The following is a 20491-nucleotide window of genomic DNA, read 5'->3' as shown; positions in this document are numbered from 1 at the left end:
CCCCCGAGGTCCGTCAGCCACGCATCGCCGGCGGCACGACCCGGAGCGTGTTGCGCCAGGACCGCTTGCCACCCAGCCGGGCGAGGGCCTTGCCCGACTTCGCCGCGGTGCGGGCCGTGACGAACCACGGCGGCTTCGGGGCGAGGCTGGCCTCGCCGGCGAGGAACGAGCGCGGGAACTCGCGGAACGGGCCGTTGGCCACGGTCTTCTCGGTGTCGGCGAGCAGGTGCGTGTTGTGCACGACGCCGATCCCCGACCCGACCGCGTCGAGCGTGTGGCCCGGGTAGGCGCCCCAGGCCGCGCCGCCGAGCAGGAAGACGATGCCGCTCCACACGTTGATGCCGACGGCGCCGTACCGCAGCGACGCCACGATCTCGTCGAACCGCGCCCCCATCGCCCGGCGGTCGCGCGGGTGCACGATGACCGATGCACCGAGCGTGCCGTCGAGGGTGTCGTTGGCGAAGGCCGCCGCCGTCGCGAAGAACTCGGCACCGGTGCCGGGCAGCTCGGTGATGCCGAGCACGGCGGCGAAGTACTCGCCGTCGTACAGCTCGGACGGGGAGTCGTCCCTCATCGGGACCAGCAGCGCGCTGCCGACCCGCTCCGCATCGGGGTAGGTCTGCTGAGCGTGCTCGATCCGGTCGGCACCGCCGGGGTACCACGGCGGGCGCGGCTGGATGCTCGTGAGAACGGCACGGATCTCGTCGAGGAAGGCGTCCTTCTGGTCCCAGTCCCGGCTGATCAGCAGCGCCTGGCCGCCGATGCAGTTGTGACCCGCGTTGTGCAGGCGCTGGGTCACGACGTGCTCGGCCTGGAAGCGCAGGTCCTTCTGCGACCACTTCCCGGGGACCACGATGATCGGCGAGACACCTCCGAGCTCGGAGGTCATCTCCTTGCCGAGCTTCGGCGTGCCGGCCTGCTTGTTGGCCTCGCCCTCGGCGCCCGGACCCCACACGATCGCGTCGTGGGTGCGCGCCGATCCGGTGATGTGCACGTGGATGATGTTCGGGTGGTCGGCGAGGTACCCGCCGACCTCGGCGCCACCGTTGACGATGCGAACGAGGTCGCGCTCGACCAGCGGCGCGAGCGCGCGGTCGTAGGACGGCTTGAGGTGCGCGAAGGTCGGGTTCAGCTTGAGGATGCTGGCGCGGTTGTAGGCAACGAGCTCGTAGACCACGTCCAGCGGACCGATCGAGGAGATGTTGCCGGCGCCCAGCACGAGGCCGACGCCGCCGGCCTGGTCGAGCTTGCCCGCGTCCAGGCCCGCGTCGCGGCGCGCCTGGTCCTCGGTCACGCCGGGCTTCAGCCACACGTCGGCGGTGTAGCCGCTGAACAGCACGAGGTCCTTCGCGTCACCGGGTAGCACCCGTACGGCGATCCGACTGCCCGGCGCGGACCCGAGCTTGACGCCCTGCAGCGCCGAGGCGCCGCTGTCGAGCTTCTCCAGCGTGGCGGCGTACTCGGCGAGCATGGGGGCGGAGGCGGCCGGGCCCGACATCCACTCCTCGCCCTCGTAGGAGCCCGAGGGCACCTGCTTCGCGGCGGTGGCGGTGCCGGTCCAGACGCCCGCCTCGGCGGCGATGGCGCGCTGCGTCTCGCGCAGCACCGCGGCCCGCCGGCGCGGGGTGAGCGTCGCCCAGCGCGTCGCCCCCTCGGCGAGGGTGGTGATCGCGGCGTCGAGCTCGGCGGTCGTCGGGGTCGCGATGTCGGTCGTGGTCATCAGTGTCCTCCGTGGTCGGCGTTCTCGAGCAGGCCGCCGTCCTCGCCGGCGGTCGCGAACGCGAGCAGGGCGTCGTGGTGGTCGTGCTCGTACGGCGCCGGGCCCTCTCCGGCCTCGCGGGCCGCGACCTGGCGCTCGAGGATCGTGCGCGGCTTGTCCGGGTAGCCGAACGCGGCGCGCGCCTCGTCCTCGTCGTACACGTGCGGGTTCTCGGGCGTGATGCCGAGGAAGAAGGGCGCGAGGATCGGGTAGGTGCGCGGGGTCAGCACCCGCAGCAGCGGCAACATGATCCGGTTCGACTTCGAGATCGCGAGCAGCACCGGCTTCAGCGCGGCGATGGTCGCCACGTCGACGGCGGCGCTCTGCGGGACGCCGCCCATCTCGCGCATCCACTTGGGCATCGTGGCCACGACGGCCCGCGACGTCAGCGCGTTGAGCGCCTTGCGGATCGGCGCCGGCACCTCGTCCGGCAGCGACGAGAGCTGCATGTTGACCAGGAAGTCGAACATGTCGAGCATCCCGTCCGAGGCGACCATGTTCGTGCGGAAGTCGTCGAAGTACGCCGCCACGTCCTCGCGGGTGCGCGGCATCGTGTCGGTGTCGATCGTCTGGAACTTCGCGGCGGTCACGCACTCCTGCCAGTACGTCGCCTCGTCCTCCGCGCTGAGCCGGCCGGGTCCGAACATCTCGTAGGTGATGAGGATCGAGTGCCACGCGGTGAGGTGGATCCACAGCTGCGAGTCGGGGTTGTTCGCCGCGAACGAACGTCCGGTGACCGGGTCGACGCCGACGGCGCGCTGGTGGATCTTCATCAGGATGTCGGAGGACTTGAGGACCGACTGGGCGTCGCCGTACAGGATCGTGGCGAAGTACTGCATCGTGCGGTCGAAGCGCAGCGGGGTGCGCTTCTTGACCTGACCGGACTGGATGACCGCGGCCGCGAGGTCGGGGTCGAGGTGCTCGATCGTGACCGCGCGCGAGAACCCGAGCAGCATCGAGGTCGGGTAGGACCAGACCCGGCGGGCGACCGAGTCCGGCGCGAAGAACCCGTAGTCGCGCATCGGAGCGACCGCGTCGCGCTCCTCGACCGACCCGCCGGCGTACGGCTGGTGGGGCTGGGCCATGGCAAGAACCTCCTGAAGTTATCGGTGCATTACGCACCGGTAACAAAGGTAACCGCTTCACGGTGTAGCGGTAAAGGCCCCTCCGCGTGATCAGCCCCGCATGGCGGGCGGCACGACCTTGAGGGTGTTGAGCCAGGTCCGCTTCCCGCCCAGCACGGCGAGGGCGCGACCCACCTGCGGAGCGGTGCGTGCCGTCACGAACCACGGCGGGCGCGGGGCGAGGCTCAGCTCGCCACCCACCACCGAGCGGGGGAACGGCCGGAAGGGTCCGCGCACGACGGTCTTCTCGGTGTCGGCCAGGAGCAGCGCGTTGTGGACGATGCCGATGCCGGAGCCGACGGCGTCGAGGGTGTTGCCCGGATAGGCGCCCCAGGTCGCGGCCGGCAGCAGGAAGGCCAGCGCGCTCCAGCAGTTGATGCCGACGGCGCCGAGCCGGAGCTCGGCGACCAGCTCCTCGAAGCGCTCCCCCATCGCCTTGATGTCCTTGGGCGCGATGATGATGCCGCCGCCGAGCGTGCCGTCCAGGCGGTCGTTGGCGAAGGCGACCGCGTTGGTCAGGAACTCCTCGCCCAGGCCCGGGAGCTCGGTGATGCCCAGGACGCCGGCGAAGTACTCGCCGTCGTACAGCTCGGACGGGGAGTCGTCCTCCATGGGGACCAGCAGCGCGCTGCCGACCTGCTCGGCGGCGGGGTAGGTCGTCGTGGCCTGGGCGATCCGGTCGATGGCGCCCGGGTACCACGGCGGGCGGGGCGCGATCTCGGTCAGCACGCCGCGGATCTCCGCGAGGAAGGCGTCCTTCTGGTCCCAGTCCCGGCTGATCAGCAGCGCCTGGCCGCCGATGCAGTTGTGGCCGCCGTTGTGCAGCCGCTGGGTCACGACGTGCTCGGCCTGGAAGCGCAGGTCACGCTTCGACCACTTCCCGGGGACCACGATGATCGGCGAGACGCCGCCGAGCTCGGAGCTGATCTCCTTGTGCAGCTTCGGGGTGCCGGCGGCACGGTTGGCCGCCGCCTCCTCGCCCACGCCCCACACGATCGCGTCATGGGTGCGGCCGGAGCCGGTGATGTGCACGTGGGTGATGTCGGGGTGGTCGCTGAGGTAGCCGCCGACCTCGGCGCCGCCGTTGACGATGCGCACCAGGTTCGCCTCGACGAGTGGCGCGAGCGCCTTGTCGTACGCCGGCAGCAGACCCGCGAACGTCGGGTTGAGCTTGAGGATGCTGGCACGGTTGTAGGCGACCAGCTCGTAGGCGATGTCCAGCGGGCCGATCGCGGAGATGTTGCCGGCGCCGAGGACGAGGCCCACGCCGCCGTTCTCTCCGATGTTGCGGGCACCGAGACCCGCCCGGCTGCGCGCCTGCTGCTCGGTGGTGCCGGGCTGGAGCCAGAGGTCGCCGGTGAAGCCGCTGAACAGCACGAGGTCCTTCGCGTCGCCGGGCAGCGCGCGGGCCGCGATCCGGCCGCCGGGAGCCTGGACGAACTTCACGCCGTCGAGCGGCGAACCGCCCTGCGCGAGCTTGTCGAAGGCGGCGGCGTAGGCGGCGAACACGGGGGCGGTCGAGCTGGGGCCGGCCGACCACTCCTCGCCCTCGTAGGCACCCGGCGCGTTCTTGGCCGCCACGCCCGCCGCGGTCCACTCGGCGGCGGCCGCCGCGACCGACTGCTGCGTGGCGCGCATCAGGTCCGCACGCTGCGCGTGCGACATCCCGGCCCACGCCTGGGCGCCCTGCGCGAGCTCGGCGATGGCCGTGTCGAGCGGCCGGGTGAGGTCGGGGGTCAGCTGGGTGGCGGTCATCGGGGCTCCTCGCGTGGTCAGTGATGCCGGTCACCACCCTGCCGCGTCCGGGGGCCGCCTGCCTAGGTGTCCGGATCAGTCCGGGCGTCCCGGTTTGTGGGGACGAACAACCACGGGGTGGCGGTCGTCCCTGGACGTCAGAAGGTGGTGCCGGTGAGTCGCTCGAAGGCCTCGAGGTAGCGGCTGCGGGTGCGCTCGACGACCTCGGGGGGCAGCGGCGGAGGGGCCTCGCCGGACGCCTTGTCCCAGCCGCTCTCCGCGGACAGCGCCCAGTTGCGCACGATCTGCTTGTCGTACGACGGCTGCGCGCGACCCGGCTGGTAGTCGTCGGCCGGCCAGTAGCGGCTGGAGTCGGGGGTGAGGACCTCGTCGGCCAGGATGATCCGGCCATCGGCGCCGGCGCGGCCGAACTCGAACTTCGTGTCGGCCAGGATGATCCCGCGCTCGCGGGCGATCTCCTCGGCCCGGCCGTAGACGGCCAGGGTGAGGTCGCGGAGCGCCGCCGCGTCGTCGGCGCCGACGGTCGCGACGACGGCGTCGTACGAGACGTTCTCGTCGTGGTCGCCGAGGTCGGCCTTCGTGGCGGGAGTGAAGATCGGTTCCGGGAGCCGGCTGCCGTCGACCAGGCCGGCGGGCAGTGCGATGCCGCAGACCTCGCCGGTGCTGTCGTAGTCGATGAGGCCGGAGCCGGTGAGGTAGCCGCGCGCCACGCACTCGACCGGGAACATGTCGAGCCGCTCGCAGATCACCGCACGCCCCTTGACGGCGTCGGGCACGTCGGTGGAGATGACGTGGTGGGGCACCAGGTCCTTGAGCTGGTCGAACCACCACAGCGACATCCGGGTGAGGATCTCGCCCTTGTCCGGGATGGTCGTCCCGAGCACGAAGTCGAAGATCGACAGCCGGTCGCTGGCGACCATCAGCAGCTTGCCCACGTGCGGGCCCTCGGTGATCTCGTAGAGGTCGCGCACCTTGCCGGAGTGGAGGTGGCGGGCGCCGGGGAGGACGGGTGCGGGCGGGATGTTCGCGAGCGTCACTCCCCCAGCCTATTGACTTCCCCCTCGGACCTCGCGCGGGACTACATATGTAAGTACAGTGTCATACATGACTTTGCGGGAGCCGCGGCCAGACTTCCTGCTCATCGGGGCACCGAAGGCGGGCACCAGTGCGTTGCACCTGGCGCTCGCCGCACACCCGGACGTGTTCGTCACGACGCCGAAGGAGCCGAAGTACTGGCTGTGCGACGGCGCCCCGCCGCCGCACTGGAACGGGCCCGGTGACCGGCACTCCCAGCGCGAGTGGGTCTGGCAGGAGCAGGCGTACGCCGACCTGTTCCGCCCCGCACCCGAGGACAGCGTCCGCGGGGAGTCGACGCCGTTCTACCTGTGGCACCGCGGCGCGCAGCGCCGGATCGCCGACGCCCTCCCGGAGGTCAAGCTCGTCGCGGTGATCCGCGACCCCATCGACCGTGCGTACAGCAACTGGATGCACCTGTGGTCCGACGGCCTCGAGACCGAGCCCGACTTCGAGACCGCGTTCGCCCTGCAGGACGAGCGGATCGCCCGCGGCCACGCGCCCTTCTGGCGCTACCGCGACCTCGGCCTGTACGGCGAGCAGCTGCGCGACCTGGTCAAGCTCGTCGATCCCGCCCGGCTGCTCGTGGTGCGCTACCGCGACATCGTCGACCACCCCGCCGAGACCGTCGACCGGGCGTGCCGCTTCCTCGGCATCCGCGAGGGACTGGTCACCGAGATCCCACGCGACAACTCGCGGCCGTACGTCGCTCCCGGCTGGCGGCAGCGCGTGTACGGCCCGGCGGTCCGGGCGGGCGCCTGGGCCGGGCAGTTCGCCGAGCCCCAGGTGTGGCGCCGGCTCAGCGTGCCGCTGGTGGCACGGCTGCAGGCCAGCGACGCGACCCGGCCCTCGCTCACCCCACAGCAGCGCGAGCGGTTGATCCCGGCGTTCGCCGACGACATCGCGTTGCTGTCCGACCTCACCGGCGAGGACTTCTCCGACTGGACGTCGACCCGCGACCGCGGGTCGTTCGCCGAGCGGGCCGGACGCGCCGAGCGCGCCGCGAAGGGTCAGCGCACCACGGTGACCAGGTCGTGCGCCCCGTCGGGGCGCGCGGCCTCCACGTAGTAGCGGACCCGACCGTCCGGCAGCGGCACGGCGGACGCGTAGCGCCAGGCGCCGTCGCCGTACGGCGACGCGATCGGCGGACCGTCGAGTGCGACGTAGCGGATGCCGCCCCAGAGCGCGACGCCCGTGGTCTCGTGCCAGTTCGAGGCGGCGTCGGGGCGGCCGTCGTACAGGATCGCGCGGGGGCGACCCTCGAGGTCGGGCAGCACGGCGGTGGCGCGGGCGCCACGCTCGTCCCACTGCCCCGGGCGGCCCGCGAGGACCTCGCCCGCGTCCTGCCAGGCCAGGCCGTCGGCACTGTGCAGGAGCCGCGTGGTCATCCGGTCCTCGTGCCCGGGCTCGGTGAGCGGGTGGCAGCACAGGAGCATCTCCCAGCCGTCGGCCCCGTGCCACACGACTGGGTCCTTGACGGCGACGGCGTCGTTGCCGGGCAGGACGACCCGGCGCTCGCCGCGGGGCAGGTCCTCCGGCGTCGCCGCGGTGAGGCTGTCGACCCACCAGTGCTTGCTGTCGGGCGTCGCGCAGGAGAGGTAGAGCCGCCAGCCGGTCCCCGGCACGGGGACCAGGACCGGACGCTCGAAGGACTCGCAGCCGAAGGCCTCGCGATGCACCTCGGCGACGGTCTCGAAGCGCTCGCCGTCCTCGGAGCGAGCCACGACGACGCTGACGCCGCGCCCCTCGGCCAGCGGGCGACGTACCCGGTAGGTCAGCCAGTAGACGCCGTCGACGAGGACCGCGCTGGCCGCGCCGGCCCAGTTGCCGGGACCGGCGGCCGGCGCGGCGACGACCACCCGCGCCTGGTCGGGAGTGGGAACGGCGAGCGCATCCAGGGTCATGGGAGCGAGCATACTCGAGTTGATCGATAGACATTGACTCATCGTTCGCCGGGGGTCCTGATCGAGGGCGTGGACGGGAGTGGCATGGTGTGGCCATGTCGGAGACTGCAGAAGACGTCTGGGCCCGCATCGTGGGGGCCGCACGCAAGGCCGTTGCCGGTGAGTGCCCCGAGTGCGCGAACGTGGTCCCGGAGCGGATCATCTGGCAGGACGAGTACTGGATCCTGTCTCGCACCGACGGCCCCACGGACATGGCCGCCGCCCTGCTGCTGCAGACCCGCGAGCACACCCGGGTCGGCCAGCTCGACGACGACCTCGCGTCCCAGTTCGGCCGGATCTCCAACCGTCTGGTGCGGATCATCGAGAACCTCCCCGAGGCGGCGTACGTCGACGTGAGCCGGTACGGCGCCCACCGCGGCCACTTCCACGTGTGGTTCTTCGCGCCGCACGCCGAGGGCGACAGCGGCACCGTCGACCTGCACACCGTCGCGACCAAGCTCGCGAACTGGGGCGGGGACGCGCTCGCATGACCAGCGTCGTCAAGATCAACGCGATCCACGTCCCCGAGGGCGCAGGCCCCGAGCTCGAGAAGCGCTTCGCCGCGCGGGCCGGCGCCGTCGAGGGCTCGCCGGGCTTCCTCGGCTTCCAGCTGCTCCGCCCGACCGCCGGCGACGACCGCTACTTCGTCGTCACGCAGTGGGACTCCGAGGAGTCATTCGCCGCCTGGCGCGACGGCCAGGGCCGGGCCGCCCACGCGACCAAGCCCGGCGAGGCGCCGCAGAAGCCGGTCTCCGCGGGTGCGGACCTGCTGGAGTTCGAGGTCGTGCTGGACGTCAAGCCGGCCTGACCCCGTTGAGTCGGCCCTCCTGAACCTGCGGGTCAGTGGTGCGTGGCGCTGAGGCTGCGCAGCTCCCGGAGCGTGCAACCCTCGCCCGTGACCACGACGTACTCCCTGCCGTCCTTGGTGGCGCGGAGGTAGAAGCGCCCGCGGTGGGGGTGCTTGCCGAGCTCACCCTGGCGCAGCAGCGGCAGGATGCGGCGCAGCTGGCCGTTGCGTGCGACGGCCTTCTGGCAGCGGGACGCGTGCGTCGCTCCGGAGGTCGGGGCCGAGGTCGGTCCGGTGGTCGGGGACGTGGTGGGTGCGGTCGCCGACGTCGTGGCAGAGGCCGCCGCCACGGGCGCCTCGTCGTGGCCGTCGTTGCCGCTGACCAGGAACCAGCCGCCCCCGATGACGGCGACGGCCGCGGCGACGGCGACCGCGAGCAGGGCGCGGGTACGAGCAGGGTGGGCAGGACCGGGCGTGGACACGATGTCCTCCAGGAGGTCGGCGCGCTCCCGGTGCAGGCCGAGGGTGTCGATCAGGTCCCGCGGGTACGGGTCGAGGCCCGCCAGGGGGTCACGAGGATCGGTCATCGGCGCTCACCGTTCACGAGCGGGTACAGGTCACCCTGCACATGTCCGGGTGTCGCCGCGGCGTCACCTGCCCAGTGCCGCTGGAACCGCTCGCGCGCCCGGGCGAGCCGCATCCGGGCGGTGCCCGGCGCGATCCCGATGACCTCGGCCGCCTCGCTCGGCGTCAGGCCGTCCCAACCGACGAGCATGAGCAGCTCGCGGTCGTCGGGACCGAGCCGCAGGAGGGTACGCCGGACGCGGTCCCACTCCGCGACCCCGATCGCCGGGTCGGGGACGACGTCGCGCGCCAACACGCCGCGCAGCCGGGCCCCGAGCCGCTCGCGGCGGCGGCCGGAGCGGTGCGCGTTGCTCAGCACGTGCCGGGCGATGCCGAACAGCCACGGGCGTGCGTCGCCGGGCGGGGCCTCGTCGTACCGACGCCAGGCGACGAGGAAGACCTCGCTGACCACGTCGGCCGCGTCGGCCGGCTGCTCGACCCGTCGCAGCGCGTAGCCGAGGACGGCGGAGAAGCTGCCGTCGTAGAGCGCGCGGAACCGCCGCTCGGCATCGGCGGAGTCGGTCATGTCCTTCCATGTCCGGCTCCGGCCCATGCGTCACATCATGCGTCAGAGAATCGAACCGGGGTGGTACGCCGCCGCCTCGGGGTTCGCCTCGACGAGCGCGGCCACCCGCCGGCAGACCGCCTGGGTCTGCGCGACGGCCGCACCGGTGAAGGTGATCGGCTCGGCGACGAGGGTGGCGAGCTGCTCGGGCGTGAGGCCCAGCCGCGGGTCGGCGGCGAGCTTGGCGAAGACGTCGTTCTCGGCCTGGCCCTTGCGCATCGCGAGCGCGGTGCCGACGGCGGCCTCCTTGATCGCCTCGTGCGCCTCCTCGCGGCCGACGCCGTTGCGGACCGCCGCCATCAGCACCTTGGTGGTGGCGAGGAAGGGCAGGTAGCGGTCGAGCTCGCGCTGGATGACCGCGGGGAACGCACCGAACTCGTCGAGCACGGTGAGGAAGGTCTGGAACAGGCCGTCGACGGCGAAGAAGGCATCGGGCAGCGCCACGCGGCGTACGACGGAGCAGGAGACGTCACCCTCGTTCCACTGGTCGCCGGCGAGCTCGCCGACCATGGACAGGTAGCCGCGAGTGATGACGGCGAGGCCGTTGACCCGCTCGCAGGAGCGGGTGTTCATCTTGTGCGGCATGGCGGAGGAGCCGACCTGGCCCTCCTTGAAGCCCTCGGTCACGATCTCGTTGCCGGCCATCAGCCGGATCGTGGTCGCGAGGTTGGACGGCGCCGCGACGAGCTGGACGAGCGCGGAGAGGACGTCGAAGTCCAGCGACCGCGGGTAGACCTGGCCGACCGAGGTGAGCACGCGGTCGAAGCCGAGGTGGTTCGCGACGGCCTGCTCGAGCGTCTCCAGCTTGGAGGCGTCGCCGTCGAGCAGGTCGAGCATGTCCTGGGCGGTGCCCATCGGGCCCTTGATGCCGCGCAGCGGGTAGCGGCCGAGCAGGTCGTCGACGCGCTCGATCGCGATGAGCAGCTCGTCGCCGATGCTCGCGAAGCGCTTGCCGAGGGTGGTCGCCTGGGCGGCCACGTTGTGGCTGCGGCCGGCCATGACGGTCAGCTCGTGCTCGGAGGCGAGCTTCGCGAGCCGGGCGGCGGTGGCGATCGCGCGCTCCCGCATGAGGGACAGCGACTGCTTGACCTGCAGCTGCTCCACGTTCTCGGTCAGGTCGCGCGAGGTCATGCCCTTGTGGATGTGCTCGTGCCCGGCGAGCGCGGAGAACTCCTCGATGCGCGCCTTCACGTCGTGCCGGGTGACCCGCTCACGCGCCGCGATGGAGTCGAGGTCGACGTCGTCCACGACCTTCTCGTACGCCTCGACGACCCCGTCCGGTACGTCGATGCCGAGGTCGCGCTGCGCCTTGAGCACCGCGATCCACAGCTGCCGCTCGAGCACGATCTTGTGCTCGGGGCTCCAGATCTGGGCCAGGTCGGCGGCGGCGTAGCGGGTGGCCAACACATTGGGAACGACGTTCGGCACGGTCACGTTCGGAGATTCTCTCATGCGGTCAGAGGACCCGCTGCCACCAGGCGACGTCGATCCAGCGGTCGAACTTGCGGCCGACCTCGCGCATCACCCCGACCCGCTCGAAGCCGCACGCCAGGTGCAGCGCCTCGCTGGCCTCGTTGGGCACGGCCAGGCAGGCCAGGGCGGTGTGCACGCCGGCCTCGCGCATCCGGTCCAGCAGCTCGTCGTACAGGCGCCGGCCGAGGCCGCGGCCGCCGGCGGCCGGGGCGAGGTAGATGGTGGTCTCGCGGGTGCCGTCGTACGCGCCCTTCTCGCGGTAGGCGCTGGAGTAGGCGAAGCCGAGCACCTCCTCCGCGACGGCCACGAGGAAGTGGTCGCCGGGGTGCGCGGAGGCGAGCTTGGCCTCCCAGGCCGACCGCGGCGGCGGCGCGATGTCGAAGGTCGCGTGGCCCTCGACGACCTCGCGCCCGTAGATGGCGGCGACGGCGTCGAGGTCGGCGTCGGTCGCGGACCGGATGACCACCTCGGTCACCGCAGCGGCCTGACCATGACCAGCTCGCCGTGCTCGGTGGTGCCGCGCAGGTCGGTGAACCCGAGCTTCGCGGCGACCCGCAGGCTCGACCGGTTGTCGGGAGCGATCGACGCCCGCACCCGTACGCCGGCGGCGTCGGTCAGCGCGAGCAGCGCACCCAGTGCCTCGGGCACGATGCCGCGGCCCCGGCCGGTCGGCACCAGCCCGTAGCCCACCTCGACCTCCTGCTGTCCGTCGGGCGCCGGCTGCGGCGGACCGAAGAACCCGATCGAGCCGACCACCCAGCCGCGGACCACGATGGAGCGCGGGCCCCACGGATCCCCGTCGCGCCACAGGCCCGCGGCCCCGCGGTCGTCCTCGCGCGGGAAGTCGGGGTGCCACTGCTGCAGCCGCTCCCCCGTGCGGATCGCGGTGACGGTGGCGAGGTCCCAGAGCGGGAGCTCGGTGCCCTGGGTGGTGACCGTGGCGGGAAGAGTCATCAGGACTCCTTGACCGCCGCGCCCTCCATGACGCCGAGCGGCTCGGCCGCGATGTCCCCGCGGCGCTGCATGCCGTCGAAGGAGATCAGGTCGGCGGCGGCGTAGGCGCGGGTGCGGGCATCCTCGACGTCGTAGCCGACGGCACGCACCGCGAGCACCCGACCGCCGGCGGTGACGAGGTGGCGGTGATCCGGGTCGTTCTCCTCGGGCGCCGCGACGATCGCCGTGCCGGCGTGGATCACGTCGACGTCGTTGACGCCTCCGGCGTTGCCGACGCCGCGGATCACGTCGCCCTTCGACGACGACTCCGGGTAGCCGGCGGAGGCCAGGACCACGGTCACCGAGGCACCCTCGCGGAAGCGCGGTGCGGGGACCGTGTGCAGCCGGCCCTCGGCAGCCGCGTGCAGCAGCCCACCGAGCCCCGACTCGAGCAGCGCGAGCACAGGCTGGATGTCGGGGTCGCCGAACCGGCAGTTGAACTCGATGACCCGGGGTCCGTCGGCGGTCAGCGCGAGGCCGACGTACAGGCAGCCGATGAAGGGCGCGCCGCGGCGCGCCATCTCGTCGAGCGTGGGCTGCACGACCTGCTCCATGACGGTGTCCGCCAGGTCGGCGGGCGCCCACGGCAGCGGGCTGTAGGAGCCCATGCCGCCGGTGTTCGGGCCGCGACCGCCGTCGAAGATCCGCTTGAAGTCCTGCGCCGGCTGCAGGGCGAACGCCGTCCCGCCGTCGCACACGGCGAAGAGCGAGACCTCCGGGCCGTCGAGGAACTCCTCGACGACGACCCGGCCGCAGGCGGCGGCGTGCGCCAGCGCCTCGGCGCGGTCGTTGGTGACGATCACGCCCTTGCCGGCGGCGAGGGCGTCGTCCTTCACGACGTACGGCGCTCCGAAGGCGTCCAGCGCGGCGGCGTGCTCCTCGGGCGTGGAGCAGGTCCGCGACCCCGCCGTCGGTACGCCGGCGGCGGCCATGACCTCCTTGGAGAACGCCTTCGAGCCCTCGAGCTGGGCGGCCTCGTGGCCGGGGCCGAACACGGCGATGCCGGCCTCGCGGACGGCGTCGGCCACACCCGCCACGAGCGGCGCCTCCGGGCCGATCACGACCAGGTCCGCCCGGACCTCGGCCGCGAGGGCCGCGACCGCGGCGCCGTCCATCGGGTCGACGTCGTGCAGCTGCGCGACCGTCCCGATGCCCGGGTTGCCGGGTGCGGCGTGCACCTCGGTCACCTCGGGGTCGCGGGAGAGCGCGAGCGCGAGCGCGTGCTCGCGACCGCCGGTGCCGATGACGAGGGTCCTCACGGGCCCTCAGCGTAGTGGCCTACAGGGCGGGGGGCTGCGGCTGGCTGGGGACCTCGATCACGAAGGTGGTCCGCCTCCCCGGCGCCGGCGCCAGGTAGTGGGCGTCGCCGCCGTGGCTGCGGGCGATCTCGCGCACGATGTGCAGGCCCAGGCCGGTGCCGGCGTTCGGCCCGGCATGCGCGAACCGCTCGAAGAGCCGGTCCAGCAGCCGGGGCTCGACGCCGTGGCCGGCGTCGCTGACGCAGATCCGGACGCCGTCGGCATTCATCTCGCCGACCACGACCACCGGCGCGCGCCCGTGCCGGAGGGCGTTCTCGAGCAGGTTGTCCAGCGCCTGACCGAGGCGCGAGGAGTCGGCGGTGAACGTCCCGTCCTCGACCACCTCGACCGAGAGCCGCGAGTCGGGCTGGGCGGCGCGCACCCGGTCCACGGCCGAGTGCAGGAACGCCCGAAGCTGGATCGGCTCCGGCTCGAGCGCGAGCGCGTCGGCGTGGACGTCGGATGCCGTCGCGAGGTCCGCGACGAGTCGTTGCAGCCGCCGCGCGCTGGATGCAAGCGCGTCGAGCAGCTGCTTCGGCTGGGTGTCACCGGTCGCGGCGGCGTGCTCGCGGAGCAGCGACACCGAGCCCTCGATCACCGCTGCCGGCGTGCGCAGCTCGTGGGCCGTCACCGCCAGCAGGTGCGCCTGCTGCTCGATGGCACGCTTGCGTCCCTCCTCGTAGGCGCGCTGCTCGGTCTGGTCGCGCGTCACCTTCGCGAAGCCGCGGTGTGTGCCGGTGTCGTCGTACACCGCCGTGATGACGACGCTGGCCCAGAACCGGCTGCCGTCGCGGCGCACCCGCCAGCCCTCCTCGGCGTACGAGCCGTTGGCCATGGCCATCTCGAGGTTGTGCTCCGCATGACCGACCGCGCGATCCTCCTCGGGGTAGAACATCCGGAAGTGCCGACCGAGCACCTCGTCCTCGGAGTAGCCCTTGATGCGCTGCGCGCCCGCGTTCCAGCTGGCCACGTTGCCGTCGGTGTCGAGCATGTAGATGGCGTAGTCCTCGACCGCGGTCACCAGGAGGCGGAACAGCTCCTCGCTGCGGCGCAGCCCGACCTCGGCCGTGACGTCCTGGACCTGCGCGAAGACGTACAGCGCCTCGTCCTTGGAGTCCAGCACCGGCGCGAGCGTGACGCGCACGGTACGCCGCTCGCTGTCCTCGGCGTCCGGCGCCTGCATCGGGTGCTCGAAGGTGACCACGTCACCGTGCCCGCTCCGCACGCGCTCGAGGGATGCGTCGAAGACCGCCCCCTCGCCCGAGGTCAGCGCCCCGTAGTCGAGCCCGACCAGGTCCTCGAGCTTCGCACCCAGCATCGCCGCGAACGACGCGTTGCTCCGCACGATCGATCCGCTCAGCGTCAGGATCGCCATGCCGATCGCGGCCCTGCTGAACGCCTCGCGGTAGCGCTCGAGGTGCTCGTCCAGCGCGGCCTGCGCGATCACCGCCTCGGCGTCGTCGGTCGTGACCAGACGCAGGGACCCACCGGCCGGCGGCAGGTCCTCCTCGTCGGCCACGACCCGCCAGAGCCGGCGCGGCAGGTCCTCGATGGGCAAGGACTTCTCGATGAAGTCCGCAGCTCCCAGTGCCTCGGCCCGATCGGCGAGGCCCGCCTCGCCGAAGCCGGTGTAGACCACGACGCGGCTCGCCGGTGAGACCGCGAGGATGAGGGGCAGGGCCTCGAGCCCGTCCATCTCCGGCATGGAGGTGTCGAGCAGCACGAGGTCCGGCTGCAGCGCCTCGGCGAGAGCCCAGCCCTCGCTGCCCGAGCGGGCCTCACCGACCACCTCGAACAGGCCCGAGAGCTCCAGCCGGGCGCGGACGAGCGTGCGCAGCTCGGCCGAGTCGTCGACGATCAACGCTGTCGGTCTCACCGCCGCACCTCCCCTCCTGCCTGGAGGCAGGTTCCCCACCCGACTCCATGCATACCCCATCGGCGCGAAAATCTTCGCGCGGCCCACGGGCCGGCCGGAAGGAGGCCCGTCAGCGGAGCGGGTGCCGCACGACCGCCTGCTCGCGCTCCGGACCGACGCCGACCACGGAGATGCGGGCGTTGGACAGCTCCTCGACGCGCTCCACGTAGGCCTGCGCGTTCGCCGGCAGGTCGCTGAACGAGCGGGCGCCGGAGATGTCCTCGGTCCAGCCGGGGAGCACCTCGTAGATCGGGACGGCGTGGTGGAAGTCGGTCTGGTTGACCGGCATCTCGTCGTGGCGGACGCCGTCGACGTCGTACGCCACGGCGACGGGGAGCTCGGGCAGCCCCGTGAGGGTGTCGAGCTTGGTGAGCACGAAGTCGGTGACGCCGTTGACCCGCGCGGCGTAGCGGGTGATGACGGTGTCCATCCAGCCGCAGCGGCGCGGGCGGCCGGTGGTGGTGCCGTACTCCCAGCCCGCCTTGCGGAGGAACTCGCCGTTCTCGTCGAAGAGCTCGGTCGGGAACGGGCCCTCGCCGACGCGCGTGGTGTACGCCTTCGCGATCGCGATGACCTGGTCGATCCGGGTCGGCGGGACGCCGGAGCCGGTGCACGCGCCGGCGCTGATCGCCGAGGACGAGGTGACGAACGGGTAGGTGCCGTGGTCGACATCGAGCAGCGTGGCCTGGCCGGCCTCGAACAGGACGACCTCGTCGCGGTCCAGGGCCGCGTTGAGCAGCAGCCCCGTGTCGCAGACGTACGGCGCCAGCCGCTCCGCGTGAGCGCGCAGCTCCTCGACGGTCTGCTCGACCGACGGCGCGCGGCGGTTGTAGATCTTGGTGAGGATCTGGCCCTTGAGCTCCAGGGCGCCCTCGACCTTCTGGGTCAGGATCTTCTCGTCGAACAGGTCCTGGACGCGGATGCCGATGCGGTTCATCTTGTCGGCGTACGTCGGGCCGATGCCGCGCCCCGTCGTACCGATCCGGCGGGAGCCGAGGAAGCGCTCCGCGACCTTGTCGATGGTGCGGTTGTAGTCGGCGATGACGTGCGCGTTCGCGCTCAGCTTCAGCGAGGAGGTGTCCACGCCCCGCGCCTCGAGGCCGTCGATCTCCTGGAACAGCACGTCGATGTCGACGACGACGCCGTTGCCGATGACGGGGGTGCAGCCGGGCGTCAGGATGCCGGAGGGCAGCAGGTGCAGGGCGAACTTCTGGTCGCCGATGACGACGGTGTGGCCGGCGTTGTTGCCGCCGTTGAACTTGACGACGTAGTCGACCTGGCTGCCCAGGTGGTCGGTCGCCTTGCCCTTGCCCTCGTCGCCCCACTGGGCGCCGACGATCACGATTGCTGGCATGTGGTTGCTCCTTCGGTGAGGACGGAGTCCCTCCGGCTCACCAGCCGGCTGCTCAACGCCTGTAGCGCGTGTCGATGCGCGGCCGAGGTTACCAAAATCGGGGTTTGCGACTAGATTCGTGCTGTTAGAACACGTTCTAGATCTCGACAAGCTCCATCACCGGAGGGCTACGCCATGGGCGCCAGCAGGGAAGCGATCCTCGAGACGATCCACGCCTACGTCGATCGCGTGGCCCACGGCACGGCGGCCGAGGTCGTCGCGCTGTACGCCGACGGAGCGACCGTCGAGGACCCGGTCGGCTCCGAGGTGCGCACCACGCGGGAGTCCCTGCTGGAGTTCTACGGCGCGCTCGAGGGCATGGAGCAGGAGGGCCGGATGGTCACCGCGCGGGTGGCCGGCAACGAGGCAGCCTTCTGCTTCGAGCTGGCCAGCAAGGTCGGCGACCAGACCTACACCCTGGCGCCGATCGACGTGATGACCTTCGACGCCGACGCGAAGATCCTCTCGATGCGGGCCTTCTGGTCGGGCGAGGACATGGTCGTCTCCTGACCCCCTAGGGTGGCCCCGTGAGCAGCCGCGGACGGGTCTGGCACGGGGCGACCTTCGCGGTCGCGACAGCGGCGCTGCTGCTGCAGCTGGCCCTCGTCGTACGGGGCCACGGGGTGCTCGCCGACACCCGGCCGCCCGTCCTCGGGACCCGGCTGGTCCGGTTCGTCAGCTACTTCACGGTCCTGTCCAACCTGCTGGTCGCCGTGACGTCGTACCTGCTGGTGGCGGGGCGCTGGCACTCCCGCACGTTCCGGGTGCTGCGGCTCAACGCCGTCACCGGGATCGCGGTCACCGGGCTCGTCCACTGGACCCTGCTCCGACCGTTGCTCGACCTGCACGGCGCCGACCTCCTCGCCGACAAGCTGCTGCACGTGGCCGTGCCGCTGCTCGCCGTCGTCGGCTGGGTGTCGTTCGGGCCGCGCGGGCTGGTCCGCACCGAGGACCTGGCGCCGAGCGCGATGTACCCGACCGTCTACCTGCTCTGGACGCTGCTGCACGGCGCGATCAGCGGCTGGTACCCCTACCCGTTCGTCGACGTCACCGAGCACGGGTACGCCGTCGTGCTGCTCAACGCGCTCGGCGTGGTCGTGCTGCTGGTCGCCATCTGCCTGCTGGCGCTGCGCCTGGACCGGCGGTTGCCCGGCGACCGCTGAGGCCTTCCTCAACCGTTCTCGCGCTCTGCGGCCAGGAACCGCTCCACCCGGCGGTCAGGGACGAGCCACATGAGCGCGACGACGACCGCCGGCACCAGCCCGACCCGCGGGTCCCACAGCGAGAGCAGGATGCCCGAGACGTAGAGCACCGGCGAGAGCTTGCCCTTGAGGTCGGTGCCGAGCGCCGCCTTGGCCCGGTCGCCCGAGGGCGTGCGGAAGATCGCGAGCTGCAGCACGTAGTACGCGACCGCCGCACCGAGCAGGTTCGCGATGTAGACGATGGTCGGCACCTCGGCGACCTTGCTCTCGTCCAGCCACCCGTTGGTGAACGGCACGATGCTCAGCCAGAACAGCAGGTGCAGGTTCGCCCACAGCACGGTGCCGTCGACGTGCCGGACCAGCTGGAAGAGGTGGTGGTGGTTGCTCCAGTAGATGCCGACGTAGATGAAGCTCAGCACGTAGGTCAGCAGGCCGAGGCCGCTGGCGTGGACGAAGCCGTGCCAGGTCGCCGGATCCGTCTCCGGGGCGTGCAGCTCCAGCACCATCACCGTGATGACGATGGCGAGCACCCCGTCGCTGAACGCTTCGAGCCGTCCGGTGTTCATGGCGCGAGGATAGGCGGCGCCGGGATCACCCGGCGGCACCCGCCGCGCGGGAGTTGTGCTCCTCGACGATCTGGCGGGCGAGGTCGGCCAGCCGGCGGTTGAGGCCCGTCGACGCCTGCCGGAGCACCTCGAACGCCTGGGCGTCGTCGATCGCGTGGGTCGCCATCAGCAGGCCGACCGCCTTGCCGATCTCCCGGTTGCTCGCCAGCCCGTCGCGCAGGGAGCGCGCCTCGGCCTTCTGGTTCGCAGCGGTGATCGCGACCGAGGCGAAGGCGGCCAGCACCGCGCCCGCGTCCGCGCCGCTCGGGCTCAGCGCGCCCTTCGTGTCCGAGAACAGGTTGAGCGCGCCGACCTTCCGATCGCCCATCAGGATCCGATAGCCGACCATCCCGCGCACCGGAGTCTCCCGCAGCACGCGCGCCGCCAGCTTCGGCCAGGCGGGGTCCCTGCTGATGTCGGGGTCGCACTCGAACCGGTCGGAGAGGATCGCGTCGACGCAGGGCCCCTCACCGCACTCCCACTCGAGCGCATCCACCCGCGCCGCCACCTCGTCGGTCGTGGCCTCGAGTCGCGGCTCGCGTCCGGCGCTGACCGTGACGATGCACGCGCGGTCGCAGCCCGGCACGAGGTCGACCGCCGTACGACACAGCTGCTCGTACACCTCGGCGTAGCTGTCGGACCGGTAGAGCACCGCGGCGAGACCGCTGAAGGCCTCCGCCACCTCGTCGTACGGCAGCGATGCTGACACGGTTCGTCCTTTCTTCCCGGCCGGTGGAGCGCGCCCGAGGCGCCTCATCCTAGGGCGCGTGACGCCCCGGGTCTCGCCGAACGGGCACTGTGCCGCACCCCCTTCTGGGCGCGTGACATGATCGAGGTGGCTCAAGCAGCAAGGGCCGCCCAGGTCGAGCACCCCCGCGTTCCGCCACCACACGGTGGCCGGGCGCAGGAGATCGACCGACGCAGGACGGGTGCGATGACACGCACAGGAATCCCGGCCGGACCCATGATGCGGATCTCCGAGCCGGGCGACATCGGGCGGGTTCTCCGCTTCGCCGGACGCCTCGGCCACCAGGCCTCCCTCGGCGCGGCAGGGCTGCGCGACGTCGCCGACGTGGTCCGCGCCCTCGCGATCAGCCTGGTGCTGGACGCCCACGGCGGGTGGATCAGCGTGCGCGAGCTGGGTCGGGGCTGCGGCCCCGGGGTCGAGGTGCTCGCCTTCGACCGACCCGGCAGTGCCGAGACACCGAGCCCGGAGCCGTGGCCCCACCTGCACTCGCAGCTGGAGTCGCTCGGTGCCCTCGGCGCAGCCGTCCGGGTGGAGCACACCCTCGGCGGCGGGACCGCCGTGTGGGCACGGATCACCGAACGCTCCGACGACGACCCGCGGCCCGCAGGGATGCCGACGCTCGACGTGGCGGGCCTGATCCAGGCTCCGCCCGGCGACGTACGTGCCGGGTGGAGCGCGGCGCGGTACGGCGACCGCCTCGGGATCCTCATCTGCGAGGCGCCGCCGGACAGCAGGTCGGCGGCAGCGACCCAGGAGCTGCTGCGGGCGCCGTCGCGCACCACACCGGACGACCTCTGGGAGGCGCACGGCCAGCTGCTCGGCCGGTTCGTCCAACCGCTCGGCGACGGCGCCGCGGCGCTCGTCGACATCGACCTCGCCCAGCACACGGTCCGGGCCACGGGATCGGGCAGCGTCGCGCTCACCGTGCTCGTCGACGGGCACCCGGCGTCCGGCGAGGACACGGCCCACTGGGAGCGGTCGCTGTCGCTGCTCGCCCACACGGCCGGCATCCGGCCGGGGGCAGCCGGGCTCGACGACACCGCGCCCGCCGCGCTCAGCGTGGCGACGTTGATGCGCGAGCACCGGGAGCCGACCGCGACCGCCTGTGTCGTCGCGGCGCGGATCGTGGCGCCGAACTAGTGGTGCGTCCGAGAAGTTGTGGAACGGTTGGCGTGCTCACGGTGCGTGGATCGCAAGGCGCCGGTGCGCAGCCATACCGGGTCGTCTCGCAAG

Annotated in this window: 21 protein-coding genes; 6 read left to right on the top strand and 15 right to left on the bottom strand. The window is 72.2% G+C overall.

Annotated features, from left to right (window positions below; all coding sequences use genetic code 11):
- Window positions 1-13 precede the first annotated feature (13 nt).
- The 4 genes from ACYVAQ_RS05285 to ACYVAQ_RS05270 form a co-directional block, all read right to left on the bottom strand.
- Window positions 14-1720, bottom strand: a complete 1707-nt coding sequence (locus tag ACYVAQ_RS05285) for an aldehyde dehydrogenase family protein (RefSeq protein WP_460787435.1) — start codon at window positions 1718-1720, stop codon at window positions 14-16.
- Window positions 1720-2844, bottom strand: coding sequence for an oxygenase MpaB family protein (locus ACYVAQ_RS05280; protein ID WP_460787434.1), 1125 nt, complete (start codon window positions 2842-2844; stop codon window positions 1720-1722). Before ACYVAQ_RS05280 ends, ACYVAQ_RS05285 begins: the two co-directional genes overlap by 1 nt.
- A gap of 90 nt (window positions 2845-2934) precedes the next feature.
- Window positions 2935-4638, bottom strand: coding sequence for an aldehyde dehydrogenase family protein (locus tag ACYVAQ_RS05275; protein ID WP_460787433.1), 1704 nt, complete (start codon window positions 4636-4638; stop codon window positions 2935-2937).
- A 137-nt stretch (window positions 4639-4775) separates the two neighbouring features.
- Window positions 4776-5675: a phosphoribosylaminoimidazolesuccinocarboxamide synthase gene (locus ACYVAQ_RS05270; protein WP_460787432.1), complete on the bottom strand. Its 900-nt coding sequence runs from the start codon at window positions 5673-5675 to the stop codon at window positions 4776-4778.
- Between the two features lie 67 nt (window positions 5676-5742).
- Here ACYVAQ_RS05270 and ACYVAQ_RS05265 point away from each other — a divergent pair, with 67 nt between their 5' ends.
- On the top strand, window positions 5743-6780 hold the full coding sequence (locus ACYVAQ_RS05265) for a sulfotransferase family protein (protein WP_460787431.1): 1038 nt from the start codon (window positions 5743-5745) through the stop codon (window positions 6778-6780).
- On the opposite strand, the gene ACYVAQ_RS05260 is transcribed toward ACYVAQ_RS05265, so the two are convergent.
- A complete protein-coding gene (locus ACYVAQ_RS05260) occupies window positions 6723-7616 on the bottom strand; it encodes a hypothetical protein (RefSeq protein WP_460787430.1) in 894 nt (297 codons plus the stop codon). The two genes, ACYVAQ_RS05265 and ACYVAQ_RS05260, sit on opposite strands and share 58 nt — an antisense overlap.
- A gap of 95 nt (window positions 7617-7711) precedes the next feature.
- Here ACYVAQ_RS05260 and ACYVAQ_RS05255 point away from each other — a divergent pair, with 95 nt between their 5' ends.
- Both ACYVAQ_RS05255 and ACYVAQ_RS05250 read left to right on the top strand, forming a co-directional pair.
- On the top strand, window positions 7712-8146 hold the full coding sequence (locus ACYVAQ_RS05255; RefSeq protein ID WP_460787429.1) for a hypothetical protein: 435 nt from the start codon (window positions 7712-7714) through the stop codon (window positions 8144-8146).
- A complete protein-coding gene (locus tag ACYVAQ_RS05250) occupies window positions 8143-8463 on the top strand; it encodes an antibiotic biosynthesis monooxygenase family protein (RefSeq protein ID WP_460787428.1) in 321 nt (106 codons plus the stop codon). The genes ACYVAQ_RS05255 and ACYVAQ_RS05250 overlap by 4 nt, the downstream gene beginning before the upstream one ends.
- A 32-nt stretch (window positions 8464-8495) precedes the next feature.
- On the opposite strand, the gene ACYVAQ_RS05245 is transcribed toward ACYVAQ_RS05250, so the two are convergent.
- The 8 genes from ACYVAQ_RS05245 to ACYVAQ_RS05210 all read right to left on the bottom strand — a co-directional run bounded on the left by ACYVAQ_RS05245 (window position 8496) and on the right by ACYVAQ_RS05210 (window position 16664).
- Complete coding sequence (locus tag ACYVAQ_RS05245; RefSeq protein ID WP_460787427.1) at window positions 8496-9029, bottom strand: hypothetical protein; 534 nt, start codon at window positions 9027-9029, stop codon at window positions 8496-8498.
- Complete coding sequence (locus ACYVAQ_RS05240; protein ID WP_460787426.1) at window positions 9026-9592, bottom strand: RNA polymerase sigma factor; 567 nt, start codon at window positions 9590-9592, stop codon at window positions 9026-9028. The genes ACYVAQ_RS05245 and ACYVAQ_RS05240 overlap by 4 nt, the downstream gene beginning before the upstream one ends.
- A gap of 42 nt (window positions 9593-9634) precedes the next feature.
- A complete protein-coding gene (gene purB, locus ACYVAQ_RS05235) occupies window positions 9635-11065 on the bottom strand; it encodes an adenylosuccinate lyase (protein ID WP_460787425.1) in 1431 nt (476 codons plus the stop codon).
- 22 nt (window positions 11066-11087) lie between these two features.
- Complete coding sequence (locus tag ACYVAQ_RS05230; RefSeq protein WP_460787424.1) at window positions 11088-11579, bottom strand: GNAT family N-acetyltransferase; 492 nt, start codon at window positions 11577-11579, stop codon at window positions 11088-11090.
- Window positions 11576-12058 carry a GNAT family N-acetyltransferase gene (locus ACYVAQ_RS05225; protein WP_460787423.1) on the bottom strand — a complete coding sequence of 161 codons (483 nt, stop codon included), beginning with the start codon at window positions 12056-12058 and terminating at the stop codon, window positions 11576-11578. Before ACYVAQ_RS05225 ends, ACYVAQ_RS05230 begins: the two co-directional genes overlap by 4 nt.
- A complete protein-coding gene (gene purD, locus ACYVAQ_RS05220) occupies window positions 12058-13356 on the bottom strand; it encodes a phosphoribosylamine--glycine ligase (RefSeq protein WP_460787422.1) in 1299 nt (432 codons plus the stop codon). The genes ACYVAQ_RS05225 and purD overlap by 1 nt, the downstream gene beginning before the upstream one ends.
- Before the next feature lie 19 nt (window positions 13357-13375).
- Complete coding sequence (locus ACYVAQ_RS05215) at window positions 13376-15271, bottom strand: PAS domain S-box protein (protein WP_460787421.1); 1896 nt, start codon at window positions 15269-15271, stop codon at window positions 13376-13378.
- 109 nt (window positions 15272-15380) lie between these two features.
- Complete coding sequence (locus ACYVAQ_RS05210) at window positions 15381-16664, bottom strand: adenylosuccinate synthase (protein ID WP_460787420.1); 1284 nt, start codon at window positions 16662-16664, stop codon at window positions 15381-15383.
- A gap of 174 nt (window positions 16665-16838) precedes the next feature.
- Between ACYVAQ_RS05210 and ACYVAQ_RS05205 the strand changes: the two genes are divergently transcribed.
- Window positions 16839-17213 carry a nuclear transport factor 2 family protein gene (locus ACYVAQ_RS05205; protein ID WP_460787419.1) on the top strand — a complete coding sequence of 125 codons (375 nt, stop codon included), beginning with the start codon at window positions 16839-16841 and terminating at the stop codon, window positions 17211-17213.
- 17 nt (window positions 17214-17230) lie between these two features.
- Window positions 17231-17866: a Pr6Pr family membrane protein gene (locus ACYVAQ_RS05200; RefSeq protein ID WP_460787418.1), complete on the top strand. Its 636-nt coding sequence runs from the start codon at window positions 17231-17233 to the stop codon at window positions 17864-17866.
- 8 nt (window positions 17867-17874) lie between these two features.
- Here the strand turns inward: ACYVAQ_RS05200 and ACYVAQ_RS05195 are convergent, their stop codons facing one another.
- Window positions 17875-18471: a TMEM175 family protein gene (locus tag ACYVAQ_RS05195; RefSeq protein WP_460787417.1), complete on the bottom strand. Its 597-nt coding sequence runs from the start codon at window positions 18469-18471 to the stop codon at window positions 17875-17877.
- A 25-nt stretch (window positions 18472-18496) separates the two neighbouring features.
- Window positions 18497-19219: a GAF and ANTAR domain-containing protein gene (locus ACYVAQ_RS05190; protein ID WP_460787416.1), complete on the bottom strand. Its 723-nt coding sequence runs from the start codon at window positions 19217-19219 to the stop codon at window positions 18497-18499.
- A 225-nt stretch (window positions 19220-19444) separates the two neighbouring features.
- On the opposite strand from ACYVAQ_RS05190, the gene ACYVAQ_RS05185 reads away from it, so the two are divergent.
- A complete protein-coding gene (locus ACYVAQ_RS05185; protein ID WP_460787415.1) occupies window positions 19445-20398 on the top strand; it encodes a hypothetical protein in 954 nt (317 codons plus the stop codon).
- Window positions 20399-20491 lie beyond the last annotated feature (93 nt).

The organism is Nocardioides maradonensis (assembly GCF_054777115.1).
Note: the sequence above shows the minus strand (reverse complement) of the source record. Positions and strands in the feature narration are given on the sequence as shown.